This is a genomic window from Roseovarius sp. MBR-6 (genome assembly GCF_040547525.1).
Lineage (GTDB): Bacteria > Pseudomonadota > Alphaproteobacteria > Rhodobacterales > Rhodobacteraceae > Roseovarius.
In genome coordinates, this window is sequence record NZ_JBEPPW010000014.1 from 1 (window position 1) to 22280 (window position 22280).

The following is a 22280-nucleotide window of genomic DNA, read 5'->3' on the forward strand; positions in this document are numbered from 1 at the left end:
TAACCTTGTCCATGGATGGCTCCCTTTGTTGGCCGTTTCACAGCACCCAACATGGCACATTGCGATGCCGAAAGCGGGAGCCATCCACTTCATCAATGGCGTTCGGGGCCTCACTGTTCAAGACGCTGGTCCTGAGCGCGCACTACGACCTGTCGGACGACCAGATCGAGTATCAGGTGCGCGACCGGCTTTCGGCCAGGACGGTTTCTGGGGCTGGGTCTCGAGGACCGGGTGCCCGACGCCAAGACGGTCGGGCTCTATCGCGAGGGGCTTGCGCAGGCGGGGCTGGTCGAGGCGCTGTTCAGCCAGTTCGACGGCTATCTGGCGCGGCAGGGCTACATCGCGCGGGGTGGTCAGATCCTGGACGCGTCTATCGTGCCGGTGCCGCGCAATCGCAACACCCGCGATGAAAACAAGACGATCAAGGGCGGCGACGTGCCCGAGGGCTGGGCCGACAAGCCTGCCAAGCGGTCGCGGAAGGATATCGACGCGCGCTGGAGCGAGGAGGATCAGAAAACAGTCCGGGGGGGCTGTTTTCCCGACGAACGATGTCGCCTGCGGCGAGGGTTGGCGCGCGCATCTGCTCGACCCAGGCGCAGAACGCGTCGGCGTCCATGGCACCCTCGATCAGCATCGGGGCGTCGATCCGGTCGTTGCGCAGCCCTGCGATGAAGGTGTTGTTGCGCCAGTGCCCATGCGGGACGGTCCCGATGCAGGGGGGCGCCGCGTGCCCCACGTCCGCATCACCGGGTCATCCTGGTGTCGAGCCCGCTTTCGTCAATGAACTCCTCGAAGAGCCATGTGGTATGCGCCAGGTGCCATTTGGGCGGGCTGGCCTCTTCCATGGATTGCAGCATCGCATCCTCGGGGGTGAGCGGCGCGGCCAGCTGCTCGGTCTGCGTGCGGACCTCCGCTAAGAGGGTGATCATGTCATCCGGGACAGGTGCGGTGAGTGTCATTCCGTGTCGCCTCTGCGTCATCACGCGGTGCCGTGCGCTTTCGATGCATCGAGAAATCCGGCGATATGACCGGCCACCGCTTGTGGCTGTTCCTCCATGATCCAATGCGCGGCCCCCTCGATCCATTCCAGCCGCGCGCCGGGGATCGTGTCGGCCAGACGCCGCGCATAGGCGGGTTTCTGGAACGGGTCCTTGTCCCCCCAGAGCACAAGCGTGGGGATATCGAACGCTTCCAGCTCCCGCGCGATGGCCATGGTATACTCGGGATTGAGGCGCCGGAAATTGCGGAACAGCGCCGCCTTGCCGTCCTCCCCCTTCCAGGGGCGCAGGATGATCTCCATCGCCTCGGGGCTCAAGCCCTCCTTGGAGGCCACGCCCTGGGGCAGAAAATCGATCATCATCTTGCCGAAGGCATCAAGGCTCATCTCCGCCTCGGCATGCGGGTCTAGCAGGGGCTCGAATTCCGGGATGGGCCAACTGTCGAAACAGATGGCACTGAGCAGGATCAAGCGGTTGATCCGTTCAGGGTGCCGCGCCGCGAGGATCTGCGCCACGCCGCCGCCGATATCATGCGCCGCCAGATCGACACGGGCCAGACCGAGCGCATCGAGCAAGCCGCGCAGGATGCGCGCCTGCGCGGCGATCGAGACATCGGCGCGCGCGGGCTTGTCGGACTGGCCATAGTTCAGCATGTCAGGCGCGATCACCCGGCGGGACTTTGCCAGTTCCGGGATCACATTGCGCCACAACAGGCTCGACGTCGGGATGCCGTGCAACAGGACCAGAGGCGGGCCCGCGCCCTCGTCGAGATAGGCCATGCGGTGGCCTTCGACCATTGCGAAGTGATGGGTCAGGGTGACGTCGCTCATTCGATTTTCCTTTCCTATTGGGCCGCCATCCGCGCGGATCAGCGGTATTCCGGGTTTGGGTGGTCGAAGCGGCAGCCATCGTCCCAGGCGCTGCGCTGGTTGCCATGCGCGGGGATGCCGCCCCAGTCGCCGAGAATGCGGGCCATGTGCATCAGGTTCCACGTCATGAAGGTGGCGTTGCGCTGCGTGAAATCGTTCTGCGGCCCGTTTGATCCGTCATCGGCATAGGACGGCCCCGGCCCGGCCTCGCCGATCCAGCCGGCATCGGCCTGCGGCGGAATGAGATAGCCCAGATGTTGCAGCGCGTAGAGCACGCTCATCGCGCAATGTTTCACCCCGTCCTCGTTGCCGGTGACAATGCAGCCGCCGACGCGACCGTAATAGATGGACTGATCCTTGTCGTTCAGCTTGCCGGAGTCGGCATGGAGCCGTTCGATCAGGCGACGGCAGACCGAGCTTTCCTCGCCCAGCCAGATCGGCGTGCCGATGATGAGGATATCGGCGGCCATGACCTTGGCGCACAGGTCCGGCCAATCGTCGGTCCTGAACCCATGTTCGCGCATATCAGGGTAAACGCCGGGCGGCAGATCGAAATCGACCGGGCGCAGCATCTCGACCGCGATGCCATTGGCCTGCATGATCGCGCGCGGCACCTGCAGCAGCGCATCGGTATGCGACGGCTGCCCCGACGGCTTGAGCGTGCAGTTGAGGATAAGCGCCGTGAGATGCGAGAAATCCATCTCGTGCTCCTCGCAGAGCCGTTCTTGAACCGTGTTGAGGGTCATGGGGTGTGTCCGATCTGTCGGGTCCGCGTCACGCCTGCACGCGATCCTTGACGAATATGTGATAGGTCGCCCCCAGCACCGCGCCGAAAATCACGTGCAGCATGAGCGTGGCGAGTGGAACGATCAGCAGATCGGATGCCATTTCGACCCCGAACAGCCCCTTGCCCATCATCGGCATGAGCAGGGTCATCATCGCGGCCCAACCGACGATGCCGAGGACGATACCCTTGAGCGCGGCTTTGTTCACATCGCCGCCCTGTGACAAGCGGCTGAACACGACGCCATACCCGATGCCGATCACGACATGCGCGACCCATCCCATCGCGGCCCCCGTGCCCATGGTCGCCGCGAGCATCGCGATCACGTTGAGATCGGGCATGACGCCCATCATCCCCTTGACGATCATCAGAAGTGACAGAACGCCCGTCGCGATCAGCCCTGCGGCTATTCCGGCGGTAAGTGGGGTCATCTGAGCCTCCTTTTCTTGCATCAGAGTGTGGCAAAACCTTAACGGATAATCCAAGCTGCGGCTTTCAGGTCCCGAACGCCTCGCACAACCCGTGAGGCGATCTTGACACGGGCGCACGTGCGATGTCGGCTCAATCCGGTGCGCTTTTCGCCTTTGGCGGGTGCAGCAGCGCCGAGATGAAGTCCTTGACCGAGGACAGGATTTCCCCCGAGGCCTGATCGCGGCGAAAGCGGGACGGGTCCACACCGAGCGCCTTGCGGAAGGCGCGCGAAAAGTGGCTGCGGCTGGAATAGCCGATCGCGCTTGCGATGGCGCCCACGGGCAAATCGGTCTCGACCAGCAGCAGGGCCGCGCGATGCAGGCGCAGGCGGACATCGAAATCGGCCACCGTGACGCCCATTACGTCGAGAAACCGGCGCTGGAATGCGGCGCGGCTCATGCCTGCCAGATCGGCGAGCGCGTCGGATGACAGACGCTCTTCGCCCGCGTCGATCATGGCCCCGACGGCACGGGCGATCCGCCGGTCGCGCAGCGACAGGATCCACGAAAAATCGGCACCGCCTTCCTGCAACTGTGCGCGGATCAGCAGGACAAACGCCTGTTTCAACAGCGCCGAGGCCAATGCGCGGGTGCCAAAGCGGGGGGTGCGCAACTCTTCCACCAGTTCCTCGAAAATCGCAGGGACGCGGGCGGTGTCGGGAAACCGGAACACCATCGGTTCCGTCAGGCCGGAAAATAGATCAGCCTGATGCAGATACCGCCCGGCAATCGTGGCGCAGGCGGTGCGCAAGACCGGGGTGTCGCCCGCGTTGATCCGCAGCAACCCCTCGGGCAGGACGCGGAATTCGGACATTGCCTCCTGATGGCGCGGACTATAGCCCGGTGCCTGCAATTCGTGGCGCCGAGCCGCAGGGATGATTACAAGTGCGCCGGGTCCAAGCGGCTGTGTCACCCCGCCGAGTTGGCCTTCTCCCTCCAGTACGTAATGAAACATCGGCATTTTCATCGGGCCAAGCCCAAGCCGCCAGCGATCGGCCACCTCGCAGATCGCAAACGCATCCACGCGCGCATCCAGATGGATGAGCAGCTGATCGATCATCTGGCCGGTTTGCATGACAGTCCCTCGCGCGATGCAGATCTCCTTTGGGAACTAGAATTTATTCTGAGCCGTATTGAAAGCGGCAAGGATCGATCATATACACTTAGTTATTCTAAATAAAGGGAGTGTCGCCAGAGCGACAGCCCGGCGACGCCCATCCACGTCAAGTATCATTAATTATATATTTTTCGTTTATTTAATAGCTTACCCCCGGCACTATCATCGACCGTCGCAGCACTAGCTCTTTGATTTTTTATTTAGTCATGCTATATATCAAGGATACTTCGTGCGGCCACGTCTGGACGCTCGCAACGACACGAAAGGCAGATATGACCGGAAAAAACCCAGACAAAGGCTACGTGGCGATCCTCGGCTGGTCGCTGAACGCCATCGACGCCATCGACCGCTTTGACCGCCGCTACGTGATCGTGGCACCCCCTTGGGCCGAGGAGTATGCGCGGGCCAACGACATTCCCTTCATCGCCTGGGATTTTTACCGGCTGAACGAGCGGTCGCACGAAATCGCGCAGATCCTCAAGGAAGAGGGCTGCGATGTGGCAATCCCGCTTTACGAGGAAACCGTGGAATGGGCCGGGGCGATCAACTCGGTCCTGGTCGACAATCCGCGCCTTCTGGGCCAATCCATGCTGTTCCGCGACAAGTCGCTGATGAAACGGCGCGCTCAACTGGCCGGTATCCGCGTGGGCATTTTCGAGGAGGCGGACAATCACGCCGATGTGGTGCGCTTTCTCAAGCGTGTGAACCAGACCTTGCTCAAGCTTGACGGCGACCCGAACGACCCGATCCACTTCAAGGCCTTCGACAAGGCCGGGTGCCTTGGCCACCGCACGATCCGCACGGTCGAGGATGTGGATTCAATCTCGGAGGACGAGTTTCCGGCCCTGCTGGAAAGTCATCTGGACGGATGGGAATTTGCGGTGGAGGCATGGATCAAGGATGGCAAGATCCAGTTTCTCAATATTTCCGAATACGTGACGCTTGGCTATTCCGTCTTTGTGCCCGCGACGCCAGAGCTTGAATCCTGGCGGCCGCGCATCGAGGACGAGATCAACAAGCTGATCAAGGCATTCGACATCGACTTCGGCTTCATCCACCCCGAATATTTCGTGACCAGCGACGGCACGATGTATTTCGGCGAGGTGGCCTATCGTCCGCCGGGGTTCAACGCGCTGGAACTCATCGAGCGAGCCTATGGCTTCAACGGCTATCAGGGCATCGTGCTGGCCTTCGACCCCAAGGCCACGCAGGACGAGCTTGACGCCTTCTTCCCGACCCCGGTCAAGGATTCCAAGGGCCATGCCGGCTGTTTCGGGGCCTATCCGCGCAGGCGCGTGGTCGAGCGGATGGAAATCCCCGAGATCACCGCCAACGATCCCTATTTCGAATTCCACGAACTGGCCCAGCCGATGGAGCAGAAGGTGACAAAGCGCACCGCTTTCGGTACCCATTGGGGGTTGGTATACTTTTTTGGCGAGGATCCGCACCGCTTGCGCGACCTGCTGAAGGCACAGGAAGAGCTGGATTTTTATGTGTGATCCGGTTGGCGGGAATTTCGGATGAGCGAACAGCATCACGGTGACGAGGCTGGGCGCCTTGTCGCCACGCTTCAAAGGCCGCTGGAAAATCTCGAGCAGGCCCGCCCCTTTGCCAAGCCGCGCTTTCAGGCGCAGGTGCTTGATGTGGCGGGGCGGTTGCTCGCTGTGCCCGGCGGGCTGGAGCGTCTGCACGCGCTTGCCCCCCGGATGGATGCGGCGGGGCTCTTTGCCGGGTCCGACTGGGATGCACCCGCCAACCTGTTGCCGGGGCTTGTCGCGGGCACCTTTGACCACGGCGTGCAGGCATCAGTGACGGTCGAGGCCGTCAGCCTGCTGCGCCTGCTGGCCGTGGCCAAGGGCGAGGCCGAGCATCCCGGCATCCACGCCGCCGCGGCGCGGCGGTTCCTGACGCAGGTTCTGGCGCTCAACATGCGGCGGTTCTTTGGCGCGACGGACGAGGCGGCGCGCGCGGCGGGCGCGCGGCAGGCGACGATTGATGCGCTGTTTCAGTATCTCGCGGATCATGTCGGGTTTCAGGACGTGTTGGGCGAACTGGTCGACGAGATCTGGCGCATCCTGCGGCAACGGCCCATCCAGGTGGCCCATGTCAAGGACATGATCGCGCAGATCGCCATCACCCTCAGCGAACGCGGTGGCGAGATCGGCGACCGGCGTCTTGGGGCCGACCGGCTGGTCTCAGCCCTGTTCGGCCCGACATCGGCCTGCCTCGGTGATCCGGGGCTCGATACCTATCGCCAGCGTCTTGCCGTGATGGATGAAAGCGACCTGCGCCACGAGGCGCAGGGGCTGGCGCGCGCCATGCACGATACCGGCCTCGTGTCGGATTATCACGCGGCGTTCCTGACATGGGTGCTCGATACCGAACATGACGGCATGATCGCCGATACGCTTGGCCTTGGCACCACCGGGCGCGACTGTCTTCAGCACCATCGCGGCCTTGTCATCGAGGTGATCCGCCGCGCGGTGCGGCCCGAAACCGCGCAGGCGCTTTACGGCATGTCGCTCATGCTCGATCGCGGGATCCTGCATTACGCGCCGATTGCGCCTGCGCTGAGGCGTTTGTTGACGTTGGAGCCCTGCGCGGCGGTGGCCGAACGCCTGTCGATGGCAGGGTTGCACGCGGCCCCGCCCGCCGATCTGCTGCTTGCGGGCTGTATCCAGGTTCTGGGCCAGCCTCTGGGCGTAGGGCAAGGGGCAAACCCGACCTGTCAATCGGCCCGCGCCATCGCGATGTGGGGGCAGAACGATCCCGATTACCTGCTGCATCTGGTGACGCAGGCCGCGCGCATCGATACGGTGATGATGCATTTCGAAGGGCACGCGATCAATTCCGGCGCTCTGCCCGCGGGCCTTGCCAGCGGCGCGCCGCTTGATGCCGATCCGGTCTCGGTGGTTCTGGTGCCGCATCTCGACCGCATCTATGCCGAAATGGGCCGCCTGTGCGCCGACCGCAACGACGATCCGCATATCTGGATCAACCCGGAATTTCACGGCTGGTGGGTGGGCCGGTCCTGCGCGGTGGCCGTGGATGTGCCCACCGGCGCGCTGGCCGCCATCGAGGATTTCATCGCCCGCTTTCACGGTGCCTATCACCCCGACTATAACGGTGGCGAGCCGGTGATCCACCCGCAACCCGCAGGCATTGCCGCGACTGACGCCGCCGGTCGCTTCATCGGCTGGCACGCCATCACCATCCTGCGCGTCGCCCGCGACCGCGAGGGCGTGATGCGGGTCTATTTCTACAACCCGAATAACGATTCGGGGCAGGATCTGGGCGACGGCGCGCTGGTCTCGACCCACGGCTGTGGCGAGCGCTTCGGCGAGGCTTCGCTGCCGTTCGAGATCTTCGCCTCGCGTCTCTATCTGTTCCACGAGGACGCGATGCGCCCGGCCCCGTCGCGCCGCCCTGAAAGCGATATTCTCGACCGCGTCGCAACAATGGCGCGCCGGACATGGGCCGCCGGACGGCAGGAAATCAGCGGCGAAGCCATCTCGCGCCTCGCCGCTACGGAAGGCCACCCGGATTTTTGACCTTCGCCGCTGTTTTTGTGAAGCTGCCAGATCACGTGGCGGGTCGTGTCTCGAATCTGGTGGAAATTCTCCGGCGGCGTTTTCCGGGTAGGTTGATTTGGGCCTGATCAGGCGGCGAGGTCAAGGGTCATGGGCGTAATCGGCTTGTCGAGGGTTTGCCAGCCGTCGATCTTGCGCATGGTGATTTGACCAGCAGCCAGCAGCGCCCAGAGCAGCATCGGCACGGTCTCGGCGCAAGGAAACACGGTCTTGCCCAGCCCCATATCGTCGGCCAGCACACCGCCGAACCCGGCAGCGAGCAGGTTGCCCATCCATGCCGCCCCATAGGCCTGATAATCGCGCAACTGCGCCTTCAGCCCCTTGGGGGCCTCAAAGGTTTTCGCCTCGGCCAGCGTCTGAAGGCTGCGCGCCAGTGGCAGGACTCCGGCCTTGTCGGCAAAGCGGATATCGCTGCCCGCCAGCGCCTCTTCGACCAGTCGCGCGACAGTGGCGTCAGAGGGGTGCAGCGCGCCAAGCTCGGCATGATGGGTCAGAAAGAGATGCAGCAAGGGCGCAAGCGGGCTGAGGCGAAACGGCCATCTTGGCGTCTCGATCACCTCCCACCCGTCGCGGCGCAAGGCAGGCAAGGTGCGAAAGGCGAAATCCAGTGCCTCGCGCCCGGTCGCCATCTCAAGGCTGTGCATGTTCATCTCGCCATCGGCAAAGACGAAATCGCATGTCATCATCCGCTCGCCCGGCCAATGGGTTTCCAGCTCTTCCACCCGCAGCGCGCCCGCCCGCATCAGCGTGGTGGCGCAGGCCCGTTCCCAGTCGGGGTCACGCGCAAGCGTCACGATCTGGCCGTCCTCGATCCTGCGCGGATCGTCCCCGCCCTCGGGCACCTCCTGACCGTCATAGACAAAGCGCAGGGTGAGCGTCGGCAACAGCACCGAATTGCCCCAATAGCGCGGGCCGTCGCGCGCGGTCTCGGCCCCAAGCGTCACCCGCGCGATGCGTTGTGTCGCCTTGCGCCGGATCTGGCGCGGCGCGCTCGGGCGTGGCAGGTCGAGCCCGCCAAGCGTTTCGGGCAGCGCCGTGGCCAGCGCGCCCGCCTCATGCGGGGCGATCTCGGGGCTGGCGGCCACAAGGCGCAATACCTCCGTGTCGACCGCCTGCGCCAGCGCCCCGATCTGCCCCTTTCCCTTGTCGAGCCAGAGCGCGTCCCCGTCCATCCCGCGCAATTCCAGCGGCTGGCCGCTCTCATCCTCGAACCCCAGCCTCTGATTGCCATCCGCCGCCATCTGCCAGGCAAGCCGGGGCGTCGGGCACGCCGCCGAGCAGGCCAGATGCGCCTCGGGGGCGTTGTCATGCAGGAACCGCCCCGTGTCGCAAAGCCGCTGGATCAGGGTAAGAACATCCTTGCCCTTGGGTCGGATGAGGTCGGGTAGGCCATAGCTGTAATGCGCCTCCCACAGGCGCGCCTGCGCCAGGGCTGCGAGAAGGTCGAGATCCAACGGACGGATGAACTTGGCCGGGGTGGCCCCTTGCAGCCCGCGCAGCGCGTCATAGCGCCGGATGGACCGGTTGAGCGCGGTGCCCGCCGCATTGATCCGGCCCTTGTAGATGTCGATCTTGACCTTCGGGTCTTGCGGCATCAGCACATAAAGCAGCCGTTCCTTCACCGTGTCCGGGTAATCCTCGGGCGGCATTTCCGGCAGTGTCGGGGCGGTGCTCTCCTTGATCCGGCGCAGCCAGCCCTGCACCGGTGCCGCAAGTCCTGATGCGGCGCGACGGGGGCCGCCCTGCTCCGCGTCCCATGTCACGAGGGCGGCAGCCACATGTTTGCAATTATATCCGACCGGGCAGGAACACATGCCATCGACCAGCCCGTGATCCAGCGTCATCCGTTGCTGATAGCTCTGCCCGCGCCCGTTCGACACCCGCGCCCGGAGCGCACCATCGGGCATCGCCTCGACCGACACAACAAATCCTCGGCGCGCATACTCACGCCCCCGCGCCAAACAATCGGTCCGGATTTCCGCGACCACCTCTGGGCGGACGGGCGCTGCGCGGCGGGGGCTGCACCCCTGATTCCGCGCAAGGGAACTGCGCCTTGATGGCAGCAAGAGGCCATTCACGCCCCCTGCCGCACCGCCCCGCGCCGCATGGCAGACCGCATCATCATGGGGCAAAACCTGTCAGCCACCGACCGCGCGCGGCCCCATCCCGACGGGGTCAGGCCCCCGGTGTCCAGCCCGAGACGGCCTTGACCTCGAGGAAGTCCTCGATGCCCCATTTGCCGCCCTCGCGCCCATGGCCCGATTGCTTCATGCCGCCGAAGGGCGATCCCGCGCTGCGCGACTTGCCGTTCATCTCGACCATGCCCGAGCGCAAGCCGCGCGCAAGGCGATTGGCGCGCGCGGGATCGGCGGTCTGGACATAGTTGGTCAGGCCGTAAGGCGTGTCATTGGCGATGCGCAGCCCCTCCTCCTCCGTATCAAAGGACATGATCGACAGGACCGGGCCAAAGATTTCCTCGCGCGCGATGGTCATGTCGGGGGTGACATCGGCAAAGACCGTAGGCCGCACGAAGAAGCCGCGATTAAGCCCGTCGGGGCGGCCCAGCCCGCCCGCCACAAGCCGCGCGCCCTCGTCGATGCCGGTCTGGATCAACCCTTGGATCTTGTTGAACTGCGTCTCGTTGACGACCGGGCCGATATGGCCGCCCTCTTCATGGGCGGGGCCGACCTTGATCGCGGCGGCGACCTCGGCGGCCTCTTCTACCGCGCGGTCATAGCGCGACCGTTCCACCAGCATCCTTGTGGGGGCGTTGCACGATTGGCCGGTATTGTTCATGCAGTGGATCACGCCGCGCTTGACCGCCTTGTCGTCGGCATCGGCGAATATGAGGTTCGCGCCCTTGCCGCCCAATTCGAGGCTGACGCGCTTGAGCGTGTCGGCGGCGGATTTGGAGATGAGCCGACCGGCGCGCGACGATCCGGTGAAGCTGATCATGTCCACATCCGGATGCGCCGAAAGCTGGCTGCCCACGCCCGGGCCGTCGCCGTTGACGAGGTTGAACACCCCCTTGGGCAGGCCCGCTTCATGGATCACCTCGGCGAAGATCAGCGCGTTGAGCGGCGATTCCTCGGAGGGTTTCAGCACCATGGTGCAGCCCGCGATCAGCCCCGCGATGACCTTGAGGGTGATCTGGTTCTGCGGCCAGTTCCATGGCGTGATCATCGCCACCACGCCGACGGCCTCGTGGATGATGCGGTCATTCGGGGCGTGATCGCCGAGCGGTTCGTCGAATTTGAAGGCGCGCGCGGCGGTCAGGAAATTGGTGATGTGCCAGGTCCCCGAGGGCACCTGGCTTTTGCGGGCCATGTCGATGGGCGCGCCCATTTCCATGCTGGTGGCCTGGGCCATGTCCTCGGCGCGGCTCTCGTAAACCTTGAGGATTTTCTCGACATGGGCGATGCGCTCCTCGGGCGGGGTGGCCATCCATGCCGGGAAGGCCGCGCGCGCGGCGGCGACGGCGGCATCGGTATCGGCCTGCCCGCCCAGCGAGATCACCGCGCACGCCTCTTCGGTCGAGGGGTTGATGACGGCGTGATCGCGGCCAGAACGGGGCTTCTGCCAAGCCCCGTCAATATAGAACATCTTTTTCTCGATCATGGTTGACCTCCGTGGATTTGGCGGCACTCTGTCAGCGGTAATCGCGCGCCGCAAGGTCGGATCATCCGGCCCGCGGGAGATTTGATCAAATTCCCGCGCGCGCCCTCAGAACAGGAGGCTTTCATGGCACTTCGCATCAACGACACGATCCCCGATCTGACCGTCGAGACCGATCTCGGCACGTTTTCGCTGCACGAGTGGATCGGCGATAGCTGGGCGATTCTCTTTTCGCATCCCAAGGATTTCACGCCCGTCTGCACCACCGAATTCGGCGCCGTCGCGCGGCTGGCCGATGAGTGGGAGAAGCGCGGCACCAAGGTGATCGGCGTTTCGGTCGATGGCGTCGAGGATCACCGCAAATGGAAGGGCGATATCGAGAAGGTCGGCGGTGCCGCGCCGCGCTTCCCGATCATCGCCGATGACGGGCTGGCCGTCTCCAAGGCGTTCGACATGCTTCCCGCCGAGGCCTATCTGCCCGACGGGCGCACGCCCGCCGACAGCGCCACGGTGCGCTCGGTCTTCATCATCGGACCGGACAAGCAACTGAAGCTGTCGATGACCTATCCGATGACGGTGGGGCGCAATTTCGCCGAAGTGCTGCGCGCGCTCGACGCGCTTCAGACCACGGCGAAACACGGCGTGGCGACGCCTGCCGACTGGACCATCGGGCAGGATGTCATCGTTCCACCCTCGGTGAATGACGAGGCCGCGCGCGCGAAATTCGGCAGCTTCGACGCGGACCTGCCATATCTGCGCCGCGTGAAACTGCCGGGATAGCAGGTGCCGGGTGGCGGGATCTGGACCAACCGGACCCCGCGCACCCCGCTCCCCTGTCAATCCGAGCCGCGGATGACGGTCTGGGGATTGACCATGCGTTTCTGGAACAACCAGACCGCAATCGCCGTTCCCAGACCGATGAAGTCGGTAAACCACCCTTGGGCGATCATCGACAGCGCCGCAACCAGCAGAACGATCCGCAGCGGCCAGGCCAGCAGGCCGAAGAACCAGCCCTGCACCGATGCCGACAGCATGAAGATGCCAAGCGAGGCCGAGACCACCACGTGAATGATCTCTCCCCAGCTACCATCCATCAACAGGGCGGGCGAGGAGAAGAACATGAACGGCACCACGAAGGCCGCCAGACCGATGCGAAAGCTTTCCACGCTGGTCTTCATCGGGTCCGACTGCGCGATGGCCGCGCCCGCATAGGCGGCAAGCGCCACCGGCGGGGTAATTGCCGACATCACCGCATAGTAGAAGATGAAGAAATGCGCGGTGAGCGGCGGAATGCCCATCTGCACAAGTCCGGGGCCGATCACGCTCGCGGCCACGGCATAGGCAGCGGTCGTGGGCATTCCCATGCCGAGAATGATCGAGACGATCATGGCGAAAAAGAGCGCGATCGCCTGGTTCTGATCCGCCATCCCCAACAGCATCGAGGAAAACCGCGTCCCGATCCCGGTCAGCGCGATGACCCCGACAATGACCCCGGCCGCCGCGCAGACCGCGACAAGCTGAAGCGTCATCTTGGCCGCGATCTCGAAAGCGTAAAGGATCTGCCCTGGCCCCATCCGGTAGGGGGTCAGCCACGACACGACAGCCGCCGCCGCCATCCCGTAAGTCCCCGCGCGGATCACCGAATAGCCCGCAAACAGCGCCCCGATCAGGATGAAGATCGGCAGGAACAGGAACGCCTGCCGCGCCAGCCGGTCAAAACGCGGCAATTCAGAGCGCGGCAGGCCCTTCATGCCGTATTTCAGCGCGTTGAGGTCGACGTTGAAATAGATGGATGCGAAATACAGCAGCGCCGGGATGATCGCGGCGGTCACGATCTCGGAATAGGGGATGCCGGTGATCTCGGACATGATGAAGGCACCCGCCCCCATGATCGGCGGCAGGATCTGCCCGCCCGATGAGGCTGCGGCCTCGACGCTGGCGGCGGTCTGGGGCTTGTAGCCAACCTTCTTCATCAGCGGGATCGTCAGTGATCCGGTGGAGACCACATTCCCCGCCGACGTGCCGTTGATCATCCCCATCAGCCCCGAGGAGAAGATCGCCACCTTGGCCGGACCACCCCGTGCGCCCCCCGCGACCGCAAAGGCGAAGTTGACGAAATATTCGCCCACGCGGCTTGCCTGAAGAAAGGCCGCGAAGGTCACGAAGAGGATGATCTCGGATATACCAAGTTTCTCACATAGTTCCGTATTTGTGCCGCAAACACCGTGTGGTGGTCATCGATGCGATGGAAGCTGCGGTGCGTCTTGCGGTGGCTGCAATTGGCGTCAGTACCCCGCAAAAGCGGCGGCAAATGGGGTCACATCAAACAATCCCGCAATAGGCAGAACAGGCAGCAGTTGCACCGACGGCCATGTTCAATGCCCGGATGTCAGCGGCAGGGCTTTGCCACCCCTGTCGCAATGACCTGCATGGGATTCTGCTGACAGGGGTCTTGATCCGGCAGGGCAGGCTTTGACTGTGCCCACATATCTTGTCCCGCGTTTGGCAAAGGGCTTTACGCACGCCATGGCGTTTTGCGCCTAACGGGCGCCTTGGGCAAGATTTCTGGCTTCAGGGCGGGCACGCAGAGTCAGCATTGCCCATGCTCCAACCAGCGGCCCCGGCAGCAAAAAGAGAAAGGCCCATTGCCAACCGCCGATCAGCTCTGCAAAGAGAGGAAGGCCCCAGATGGCCAGCACGGTCAGCGCAAATCCGATCCCCATCTGCAATGTCAGGGCGGTGCCAACAAATGCGCTGTCGGCCAGTTCTGTCACCGCTGCTGAAAACTGGGCGCTGTCACCGACCACCGAAATTCCCCAGACAACAGCCAAAAGCCCGAGGATGAACGTGGGGCCATCAAAGAACAGCCCGATCAGGGCTGCACAACCCGCCGACACCAGCATCATCCCTGCGCAGGTCAGGCAGCGCCCTATGCGATCGGACAGCCAGCCACCCAACAAGCACCCCAGGACACCTGATGCGATGACAATAAAGCTGAACATGGACGCTGATCCAAAAGGAAAGGTATTCAGACCCGCCTCGGCCGCAGTGGCAAAGGTCACAATCCACGCCCACATGGCATAGAGTTCCCACATATGCCCGAAATAACCGATATTGGCCAGAAGCAGCGGCCTGTTGGAAAAGACTGCCAACGCTTTGCGTGGGTCGAAGCTGGCCTTGCCAAAAGGATGAGGGCCTTCATGTAACAGGGTCGCGAACATCAGGGCTGCGACCAGAGCCGAGATCGATGTTGCCCAGACCACCGCACGCCAGTCCAGCCCACTGGTCATTGCGCGCACCAGATGCGGCATGGATGACCCCAGCGTCAGCGCGCCAATCAGGAAGCCCAGTGCAAGTCCACGCCCCTGTACGAACCATGTTGCCATCAACTTGAGGGCGGGCGGGTAAACCCCCGCCAGAGCCATGCCGGTCAGAAAGCGTAGGGCAATCGCACCCTCTGGCCCCAAAAAGGGCAGTGCTGCATTGGCCAGTGCAGCCAGCACCGCTGATGCAGTCATCAGCCGGTGCATGGAGATAATGTCGGGCAGGTTGACAAGCGATGCGCCGATTGCCCCCACGACGAAACCGACCTGCACAGCATTGGTCATCCATGCCGCCTGTGACGCTGACAGATTCCATTCTACGATCAATGCGGGCATGATCGCGGTTGCCGAAAACCATGTTGCAAGCACGCCGACAACACCGGTGCAGATGATTGCCAGTATCCGCCAACGCAAGACGGCCTGTGGCGCGGTGGTCATGTCAAAGCCCTTTCAGCTGCATCCGGTAAATCTCGCCCCTCTTTCACCGACATTCCCCAAGTGGCCTGCCGCTTGACTTCAAGATCGCCTGATTTTGCTCGCTGGGCAAGCGTTCTTCGCCCCGAGCGGTGTCTGTCGTCGCGCAAACGGCCGAAGTCGGGTGGATCAAGCCTCGAACCCGCAGCATTCTGGCCCGGCAGAGCCGCTTTCCCGCGCGGCAGACGGACCTGTCCTGCCGCTTTCGTTCAGCTTGGGCATGGATCGTGGTCATGCGCATGACGGAGGCGTTCGAAGACGGCGGATGGCGGCAAGGACGGCCCGCACCATCGGGCCGGTGACGGCGACCTCGGCCAACTGGAAGGTAATGGCGCGGGCGTGGCGGACGACGCGGGCGCCGATCTTGATCAGCTTGAGTTGCAGGCTGGTCAACGACCAGTCCGCCATGGCCTCGGGCAGTTCGATGCAGCGCAGGAAGGTTGCCAGGTTGTAGGCCAGCGCGTGCAGTTGCAGCCGCACCTCGTTGTGCCGGAACTTCCGGCATGACAGCCGCGTCCAGCGAAAGGCATATTTGCCTTCCTTGATGTGCTGCTCTGCGGTGCCGCGCTGGTTGTAGAACCTCACCACCCAGTCTGGCTCCATCGGCAGGTTGGTGACGATGAAGCCGACTTTGGGGAACAGCTCGCCCGGATGCCATTCGATCTTGGCGATGACGCGGCGCGGCTTGTCCCAGGACGCCGCCTGATACTCGAAGTCCTCGAAGAACCGTTTGACCTTGGTCAGCGAAGGCCGTCCCACGGGCCGTGTCAGCCGATGCGCGATCTTCTCGCGCAAGACGGCGTTGGCGGGCAGACGGATGGCGTAGAAGAACCTGGCTTCTTCCAGCCGCATATAGATCGCGGGGATCGCGTAGGCAGCGTCGGCCCGGAAGAAGCGTCCACCAAGGTCGCGGCCAGCATATCGGGCAATGACGGGATCAAGGACATCCCGCCAGCCATCGGCGCTGTGGACATTGCCGTTACGCAGGGCGCAGCGCTCCAGCATGCCAAACTGGTTGAACAAGAAGATGGGGTGATAGCAGGTGCAGTCGAAATGCCCGTTCCAGGCAGCACCTTCCTGATCGCCGTGGGTGGGGCTGACCGAGCTGTCCATGTCCAGCACGATGTATTTCAACCCGTTGCGGTCATGAAACCGGTCGATCCATTGGCCGTTCAGATCGGCCAGCGCCGCCCGGTTCGCGGCCAGAGCCAGCGTCTCGGTCTCGAACCGTCCCATCTGCGATGCCGAAGCAGCTTGCGCCTCGACGGCCCTGCCGCCAACGACCTGACGCATCACGGGATCGAGGGCCAAGCGGTCGGCATCGTTCACATCCTCGTATCCGGCCAGTCGTCCGAACACCGATTGCCGGAACAATCCGTCAAGCCGATGGAGCGTGTTCTTCCCGGTGCGGCTGTCTCGCAGCGCCTCCGACGCCAGATTGGACAGGCCGAGCACGTCATCAAGCTCGCGCATCACCAGCAGGCCACCGTCTGAACTGATCTGCGCACCACGGAACTCCAGACGCACACGGCGGTCGAAATCAACCCGATCTCCCCGCGCCAAGCCCGCACCCTCCAGGTGATCCATGAAACGCGCCCCTCGCAGCCGTCAACGCCATGATTTATATGCGAAATATCACGATTACGACAGCGAAATCAGCGACTTACTTGGAGAATGTGGGATGATATAGGTCGAGGAAATCGCCGTCGTCGGCCCGAGAATGCCCTGATCGGTATAAACATAGCTGAAGAACCGCGTCATCGTGTAACCGCGATGTTGCAGGATGCCCGGCAGCCACGGCCCGACAAAGGCATAGAGCACGAAGATCCCGGCAATCACCACCAGCGCCAGCCCCGCCAGCCTGCGGGTCAATTCAAGGATCAGCACCGTGCCGGCAAGGGCCGCATACATGTCCGCCTGTTTCGCCAGCCCGGTTCCGGCCCGCAGCCGCAGGAACGGCGCGTGAAAGATCAGATACATCGCCACCGTGGTCGCCGCGAGCGCAAGAAAGAGGTCCGCCATGTCGAAATGCCCGCGCCGCCGGTCAGGCCAGAACCAGCCCACGACGATAAGCCAGGCACTCCCCGCGACAAGCGGCAGGCCGAACGTCCAGACGGCCGTATTGGCCCCGGCGGCCTGATCGACCCCCTGCCCCGTGATCCAGAACAGCAGAACCTGCGCGAAGGCGAGGGTGACGGCCAGAGCGCCGGGCAGGATCGCCAGCATCCGGCGCGGATCGGCCTGCCCGGGCCGGTCTTCGGAGAAGAGCGTGGAGGAATAGAGCAAAAATCCCAGCGCCAGACCGCCGCCCACATGGATCAGCCGATAGCGCCATGGCTCCGTCAGATCGATGGAGTTAAGGCCCAGAAAATCGGTGATGCGGTCATGCAGACCGTTCATCACCCCGACATGAAACACCGTATAGGCGATGCACAGGATCGCCGCGATCAGGCCAAGCTGGCCAAGCGGCTTGCGCTGGTTCGCGGTGAAGATCTCGGCATCGACCCCATCGGCGATGGCGTCTGGCACCGGTGATGGCGTCGCCGCCGGTCTTGCGGATTGCGCGGTCATGGTTCAGATCTCCTCCACCCTCAAGCTCGCCCGCCCCGACACGCGCCGGAGCAGGCAGGGGCAGGCCCGGGGCCCGCCCGTGTGACTCCCCTCTGGGTCAGCGCAGGTTGTCGGGGATGGTGATGCCCTTTTCCTCGAAATACCGCACGGCACCGGGATGGAACGGCATGAAGGTGTTCTTGTCCCAGTTCTCGACCAGCGTCTCGCGGGCGGCGGCGTGGATCTGGACCATGCGCTCGGGATTATCCATGGCAAGCTTCGTGATCTCGTAGGCGAGGCTCTCCGGCATTTCCTCATGCGCGATGGTGAAGTTCCACATCGCGACCGTGTTCTGATCGTAATCATGCCCGGCATAGGTGCCCGCCTTGATGGTCAGCGGGGCGAAGGCCGGGAATGCTTCCTTGATCTTGGGCATTTCCGCGTCGTTGAAGCCGAACATCACCACGTCCTGGCTGGCCGCCAGTTCCGCGAAGGCCGAAATCGGCACACCCGCCGCAAAGGCGAAGGCGTCGATCAAGCCGTCCTGCAACTGGCCGGCGGAATCCGAGGCGCCCGCATTCGAAACCGTCGCGTCAACGCCAAGCACCTCGAGGAACTGTGGCCAATAGGTGCCGGGCGTGCCGCCGGCCGGGCCGACGCCCACGCGCTTGCCGGCCAGATCCGACACCGAGGTGATGCCCGACGAGCGCAGCGCAATCACCTGGAACGGGGTCTGATACATCGGGAAGAGCGCGCGGATCGAGCGGTGCTCCAGCCCCGGCGCGAGTTCCGACTTGCCGTTCCACGCATCATAGGCGGGGCCCATCGTCACCTGACCCATGAGGTGATCACCGGTCTCGACCAGGGTCACGTTCTGCACCGGGCCGCCGGTCACTTCACCGCTTGCGGCAATGCCGAGTGATTCGGAGATGAAGCTGGCGAAACCGTTGCCATAGACGAAATAGGTGCCGCCCTGGCTTGCCGTGCCGATGGTCAGGCTGTTGGGCCATCCGGCCCTGTCCTGCGCCAGCGACGCCGTGCCAAGCGACAGGGTAGCAGCGGCCGCAATGGCCGCGATAAAGCGGTAGGTCATGTTGCTCCTCCCAGAGTCTTTCATCGTTTCAACCGCCATCCCGGACGGAATGACGCTGCATCCATCAAATCAGATTCCACGCACCGATCAACCGCCACGGCAGGGATGTGGCGCATATTCGGCACCCCGCGCGTCTGAATGGGTGGAAAAGGGGACATCGCGGCCCGCTTATGTCACCGAATGGGATCGTCCGTCGGTCAGCCGCCGTCGCCATCGGCAAGAAAGTCGGTCCTGTCGATCCCGAGTTTCTGGATTTTCTCGTAAAGCGACTTGCGGCTCAGGCCGAGGGATTCGTAGACCGGCCGCAACGCCCCGCCATGGGCGGCAAGCGCCGCCTCGATCTCGCGCCGCTCGAACGCGGCGACACGATCCGCGAGCCGTGCGGGCAGAGCCGCGGTCTCGCCTGCCACATCAAGCCCGAGCCCAAGCGCGAAGCGATCCGCGGCATTGCGCAATTCGCGCACGTTTCCGGGCCACGCGCGGCTGCCGAGCGCGGCCAGGAATGCCGGGGGCACCTCGGGCACGGTGTCGATGCGATGCCGCGCGGCGGCCTCGGTCAAAAGGCGCAGGAAGAGCAGCGCGATATCCTCGCGCCGCTCCTCCAGCGCAGGCACCTCGAGCGTGACCACATTGAGACGATAGAGCAGATCGGCGCGGAACCGCCCGGCCTCGACCTCGGCCATCAGGGGCACGCGGGCGGTGGCGAGGATACGGATATCCAGCCGGTGTTCCTCGTTCGATCCCAGACGGCTGACCACCCGGTCCTCGATCACCCGCAGAAGCTTGCCCTGAAGCGGCGGGGGCAGGGCCGCGATATCGTCCAGCAGCACCGTGCCCCCGCGCGCATGTTCGAACTTGCCCGCCCGCGCCCGCATCGCCCCGGCAAAGGCCCCCTGCTCATGGCCGAACAGCTCGCTTTCGATAAGGTGCGGCGGGATCGCGGCGCAGTCGATCACCACCAGCGGATGACGCGCCCGCGGCGACAGGTCGTGCAGGGCGCGCGCGACCACCTCCTTGCCCGATCCGGTTTCGCCCACGATGAGCGCATCGGTTTCCGCAGGACCGATGGTGCGCAACCGTCGGCGCAGGTCGATCATCGCCTTGGAGCGCCCGATCAGACGCTGCTCCAGATCATCGGCTTGCCCGGCAGCCGCGCGCAACACCCGGTTTTCCAGCACCAGCCGCCGGAAATCCACGGCGCGGGCGACAAGCTCTGTCATCTGGCTGGCCGAAAAGGGCTTCTCGATGAAATCATGCGCCCCCTCGCGCATCGCCCGCACGGCCAGTTGCACATCGCCATGCCCCGTCATCAGGATCACCGGAATTTCCCGGTCGATCTCGTGCACCCGGCTCATCAGGGTCAGGCCGTCCATTCCCGGCATGCGGATATCGGTCAGCACCACGCCCGGAAAGCCGAAGCTTACATAGTCAAGCGCCCGCTCGGCCGAGGCCGCATCCTGCACCTGATGACCCGCAAGATCGAGCGCCTGCACCGTCGAGGCGCGCAGGTCCACGTCGTCATCGACCACGAGAACATGCACGGGCGGGCGTCCCGCCGTCACGCGGCGGCCTCGGCCTGGGGCTGTGCGGCGGGCAGGCGCACCTCGAAGGCGGCCCCCCCGAGGGTGCCCGCGACAAGCGTGATGTCCCCGTCGAAATCCTTGACGATGTTATAGGTGATCGACAGGCCAAGCCCCAGACCGTTGCCAACGCCCTTGGTCGAGAAGAACGGATCGAAAATGCGCGGCGCAATGTCGGGCGGCACGCCCGGCCCGCTGTCCTCGACCCGCAGGATGACGGCATCGCCGTCGCCCCGGGCGCTGATCCGCACCCGGCGATCCTCGCGCGGGGCCACGGCATCCGCGGCATTGGTCAGAAGGTTGACCAGCACCTGTTGAAGGCGCACCGGCCCCGCCCTGACCGGCGCGACACCAGCGGCGATATCCACGAAGAGATCGACGCCGATCTGGCGCAGCCGCGGCCCCGCGATTTCGCGCGCCGCCTCGATCGTGTCGCCGATATCGACGGCAACCAGTTGCGCGCCCGGACGCCTGCCGAACGTATGCAGCCGCTTGGCGATTGCCGCGATCCGGTCGGTCATGGCAAGGATGCGCTCCAGTGCCGTCTGCGTCTCGGCCAGGCGGTCCTTGGACAGCAGCATGACGGCGCTTTCGGCATAATTGCGCAGCGCCCCCAGCGGTTGGTTCACCTCGTGGCCCAATGCCGTGGACATCTGACCCAGCGCCGCCATCTTCGCCGCCTGCACCAGATCATTCTGCGCGCGGCGCAACGACGCCTCGGCCTGACGCCGTTCCGCCACCTCTGCCCCGAGCGCCTCGTTCACCACGGCCAGTTCGCGCGTGCGCTCGACCACCCGCGTCTCAAGCTGGGTCTGGGCCGCCGCCTGCATCTCCAGAAGATCGCGCAACCGCGCCCGGCGTTGCAGCACGACGGCGATGATCATCCCCAGAAGCGCCAGCGCCAGAACGCTGCCCAAGCTGACGATCATGGCCTGCGCGCGGGCAGGTGCCGTGCTTTGCAGCACCATCATGGTCCAGTCGGCTTCGGGCATGGGCAAGTCGGCCACCAGATATTCCTGAGCCTCCTGCCCCGGCGCGCCGGTGCGCCACAGCACATGTCCGGCCCCGGTCCGGTCCTGCACAAGCGGAATGTCCAACAGCGTTGCATCCGCATAGCGGCGGGTGGCCTCGAGCGCGGCCTGACCTTCGGCGGTCATGGGCCGGGTGCGGCCAAAGCGCCACTCGGGCTTGCTTGTCAGAAATGCGACGCCCTGGGGATCGACCACGATCACGTGGTAATCCGCCCCCGTCCAGGTCGCCTCGACAGCATCCAGGTCGATCTTGAGCGCGACAACGCCGAGAATCTTGTCGCCGTCCAGAACCGGCGCTCCGAAATAATATCCGCGCTTGAGCGAGGTCGTTCCCAAAGCGTAGAAACGACCCGCCCCGCTGGCCACCGCATCGCTGAAATAGGGGCGGAATGCAAAGTTGCCGCCGACAAAACTATGCGGCTGGGCAAAGTTGGAGGCGGCAAGCGTCAACCCGGTCATGTCCATGAAGTAGATATCGGACGCCCCAAGATCTCCGGTCACTTCCTGAAGGAAGAGGTTGGCCGCGTCTATGGCATCCGGATCGTCCGGGGCCGCCGCCAGATTGCGGATCGCCTCTTGCCGCGCAAGAAGCGGCGGCAGCCGCTCAAAGCGCTCGAGATAGCCGCCCAGCGCGGTTGTCGCAAGCTGCAACGTCCCGCTGGCGCGGGCGGCCGTTTCCCCCAGAAACACCCGCGTTGCCTGACCGTGAACAGCGGCCCCGACGGCCAAAAGCATGATCAGCCCAAGGCCGAGCCAAAGGCCCCAACGCGACCGGCGCCGCGCCTG

At 64.2% G+C, this 22280-nt stretch carries 15 protein-coding genes and 4 pseudogenes; 4 read left to right on the forward strand and 15 right to left on the reverse strand.

All coding sequences use genetic code 11. The features are described from left to right. Positions 1 to 113: 113 nt before the first annotated feature. Positions 114 to 528, forward strand: a pseudogene (locus ABIE57_RS15290) (transposase); the annotation flags it as partial. 215 nt (positions 529 to 743) lie between these two features. Here ABIE57_RS15290 and ABIE57_RS15295 read toward each other — a convergent pair. The 5 genes from ABIE57_RS15295 to ABIE57_RS15315 form a co-directional block, all read right to left on the reverse strand. Then, positions 744 to 929 carry a hypothetical protein gene (locus tag ABIE57_RS15295; RefSeq protein WP_354539898.1) on the reverse strand — a complete coding sequence of 62 codons (186 nt, stop codon included), beginning with the start codon at positions 927 to 929 and terminating at the stop codon, positions 744 to 746. Between the two features lie 50 nt (positions 930 to 979). Beyond that, a complete protein-coding gene (locus tag ABIE57_RS15300; RefSeq protein ID WP_354539899.1) occupies positions 980 to 1828 on the reverse strand; it encodes an alpha/beta fold hydrolase in 849 nt (282 codons plus the stop codon). A gap of 38 nt (positions 1829 to 1866) precedes the next feature. Beyond that, positions 1867 to 2613, reverse strand: a complete 747-nt coding sequence (locus tag ABIE57_RS15305) for a flavodoxin family protein (RefSeq protein ID WP_354539900.1) — start codon at positions 2611 to 2613, stop codon at positions 1867 to 1869. A gap of 28 nt (positions 2614 to 2641) precedes the next feature. Beyond that, positions 2642 to 3082: a DUF6789 family protein gene (locus ABIE57_RS15310; RefSeq protein WP_354539901.1), complete on the reverse strand. Its 441-nt coding sequence runs from the start codon at positions 3080 to 3082 to the stop codon at positions 2642 to 2644. 130 nt (positions 3083 to 3212) lie between these two features. Then, on the reverse strand, positions 3213 to 4181 hold the full coding sequence (locus ABIE57_RS15315; RefSeq protein ID WP_354539902.1) for a helix-turn-helix domain-containing protein: 969 nt from the start codon (positions 4179 to 4181) through the stop codon (positions 3213 to 3215). Between the two features lie 329 nt (positions 4182 to 4510). On the opposite strand from ABIE57_RS15315, the gene ABIE57_RS15320 reads away from it, so the two are divergent. Both ABIE57_RS15320 and ABIE57_RS15325 read left to right on the forward strand, forming a co-directional pair. Further along, a complete protein-coding gene (locus ABIE57_RS15320) occupies positions 4511 to 5737 on the forward strand; it encodes an ATP-grasp domain-containing protein (protein WP_354539903.1) in 1227 nt (408 codons plus the stop codon). A gap of 21 nt (positions 5738 to 5758) precedes the next feature. After that, positions 5759 to 7789: a hypothetical protein gene (locus ABIE57_RS15325; RefSeq protein ID WP_354539904.1), complete on the forward strand. Its 2031-nt coding sequence runs from the start codon at positions 5759 to 5761 to the stop codon at positions 7787 to 7789. Positions 7790 to 7896: 107 nt separating this feature from the next. Here the strand turns inward: ABIE57_RS15325 and ABIE57_RS15330 are convergent. The 3 genes and pseudogenes from ABIE57_RS15330 to ABIE57_RS15340 all read right to left on the reverse strand — a co-directional run. Continuing rightward, positions 7897 to 8040, reverse strand: a pseudogene (locus ABIE57_RS15330) (IS256 family transposase); the annotation flags it as partial. 1548 nt (positions 8041 to 9588) lie between these two features. Continuing rightward, positions 9589 to 9735: pseudogene (locus ABIE57_RS20615) on the reverse strand (SWIM zinc finger family protein); the annotation flags it as partial. A gap of 268 nt (positions 9736 to 10003) precedes the next feature. Further along, positions 10004 to 11446 carry an aldehyde dehydrogenase family protein gene (locus ABIE57_RS15340; protein WP_354539905.1) on the reverse strand — a complete coding sequence of 481 codons (1443 nt, stop codon included), beginning with the start codon at positions 11444 to 11446 and terminating at the stop codon, positions 10004 to 10006. 123 nt (positions 11447 to 11569) lie between these two features. On the opposite strand from ABIE57_RS15340, the gene ABIE57_RS15345 reads away from it, so the two are divergent. Beyond that, the gene (locus ABIE57_RS15345; RefSeq protein ID WP_354539906.1) at positions 11570 to 12223 is read left to right on the forward strand and encodes a peroxiredoxin; all 654 of its coding nucleotides are present in this window, start codon (positions 11570 to 11572) and stop codon (positions 12221 to 12223) included. A gap of 56 nt (positions 12224 to 12279) precedes the next feature. Here the strand turns inward: ABIE57_RS15345 and ABIE57_RS15350 are convergent. From ABIE57_RS15350 to ABIE57_RS15380, 7 genes and pseudogenes are all read right to left on the reverse strand, one after another. Continuing rightward, a pseudogene (locus ABIE57_RS15350) lies at positions 12280 to 13668 on the reverse strand (TRAP transporter permease); the annotation flags it as partial. Positions 13669 to 13983: 315 nt separating this feature from the next. Next, on the reverse strand, positions 13984 to 15204 hold the full coding sequence (locus tag ABIE57_RS15355; RefSeq protein WP_101923154.1) for an MFS transporter: 1221 nt from the start codon (positions 15202 to 15204) through the stop codon (positions 13984 to 13986). Between the two features lie 267 nt (positions 15205 to 15471). After that, positions 15472 to 16827: an IS1380-like element ISPme1 family transposase gene (locus ABIE57_RS15360; protein ID WP_012112698.1), complete on the reverse strand. Its 1356-nt coding sequence runs from the start codon at positions 16825 to 16827 to the stop codon at positions 15472 to 15474. 54 nt (positions 16828 to 16881) lie between these two features. Continuing rightward, positions 16882 to 17811, reverse strand: a complete 930-nt coding sequence (locus tag ABIE57_RS15365) for a hypothetical protein (RefSeq protein WP_354539907.1) — start codon at positions 17809 to 17811, stop codon at positions 16882 to 16884. A 97-nt stretch (positions 17812 to 17908) separates the two neighbouring features. Then, positions 17909 to 18883 (reverse strand): TAXI family TRAP transporter solute-binding subunit, encoded by a 975-nt coding sequence (locus ABIE57_RS15370; protein WP_354539908.1) that lies wholly within the window; start codon positions 18881 to 18883, stop codon positions 17909 to 17911. Between the two features lie 197 nt (positions 18884 to 19080). Next, complete coding sequence (locus tag ABIE57_RS15375) at positions 19081 to 20445, reverse strand: sigma-54-dependent transcriptional regulator (protein WP_354539909.1); 1365 nt, start codon at positions 20443 to 20445, stop codon at positions 19081 to 19083. After that, positions 20442 to 22229 (reverse strand): sensor histidine kinase, encoded by a 1788-nt coding sequence (locus ABIE57_RS15380; protein ID WP_354539910.1) that lies wholly within the window; start codon positions 22227 to 22229, stop codon positions 20442 to 20444. Before ABIE57_RS15380 ends, ABIE57_RS15375 begins: the two co-directional genes overlap by 4 nt. Positions 22230 to 22280: the final 51 nt, after the last annotated feature.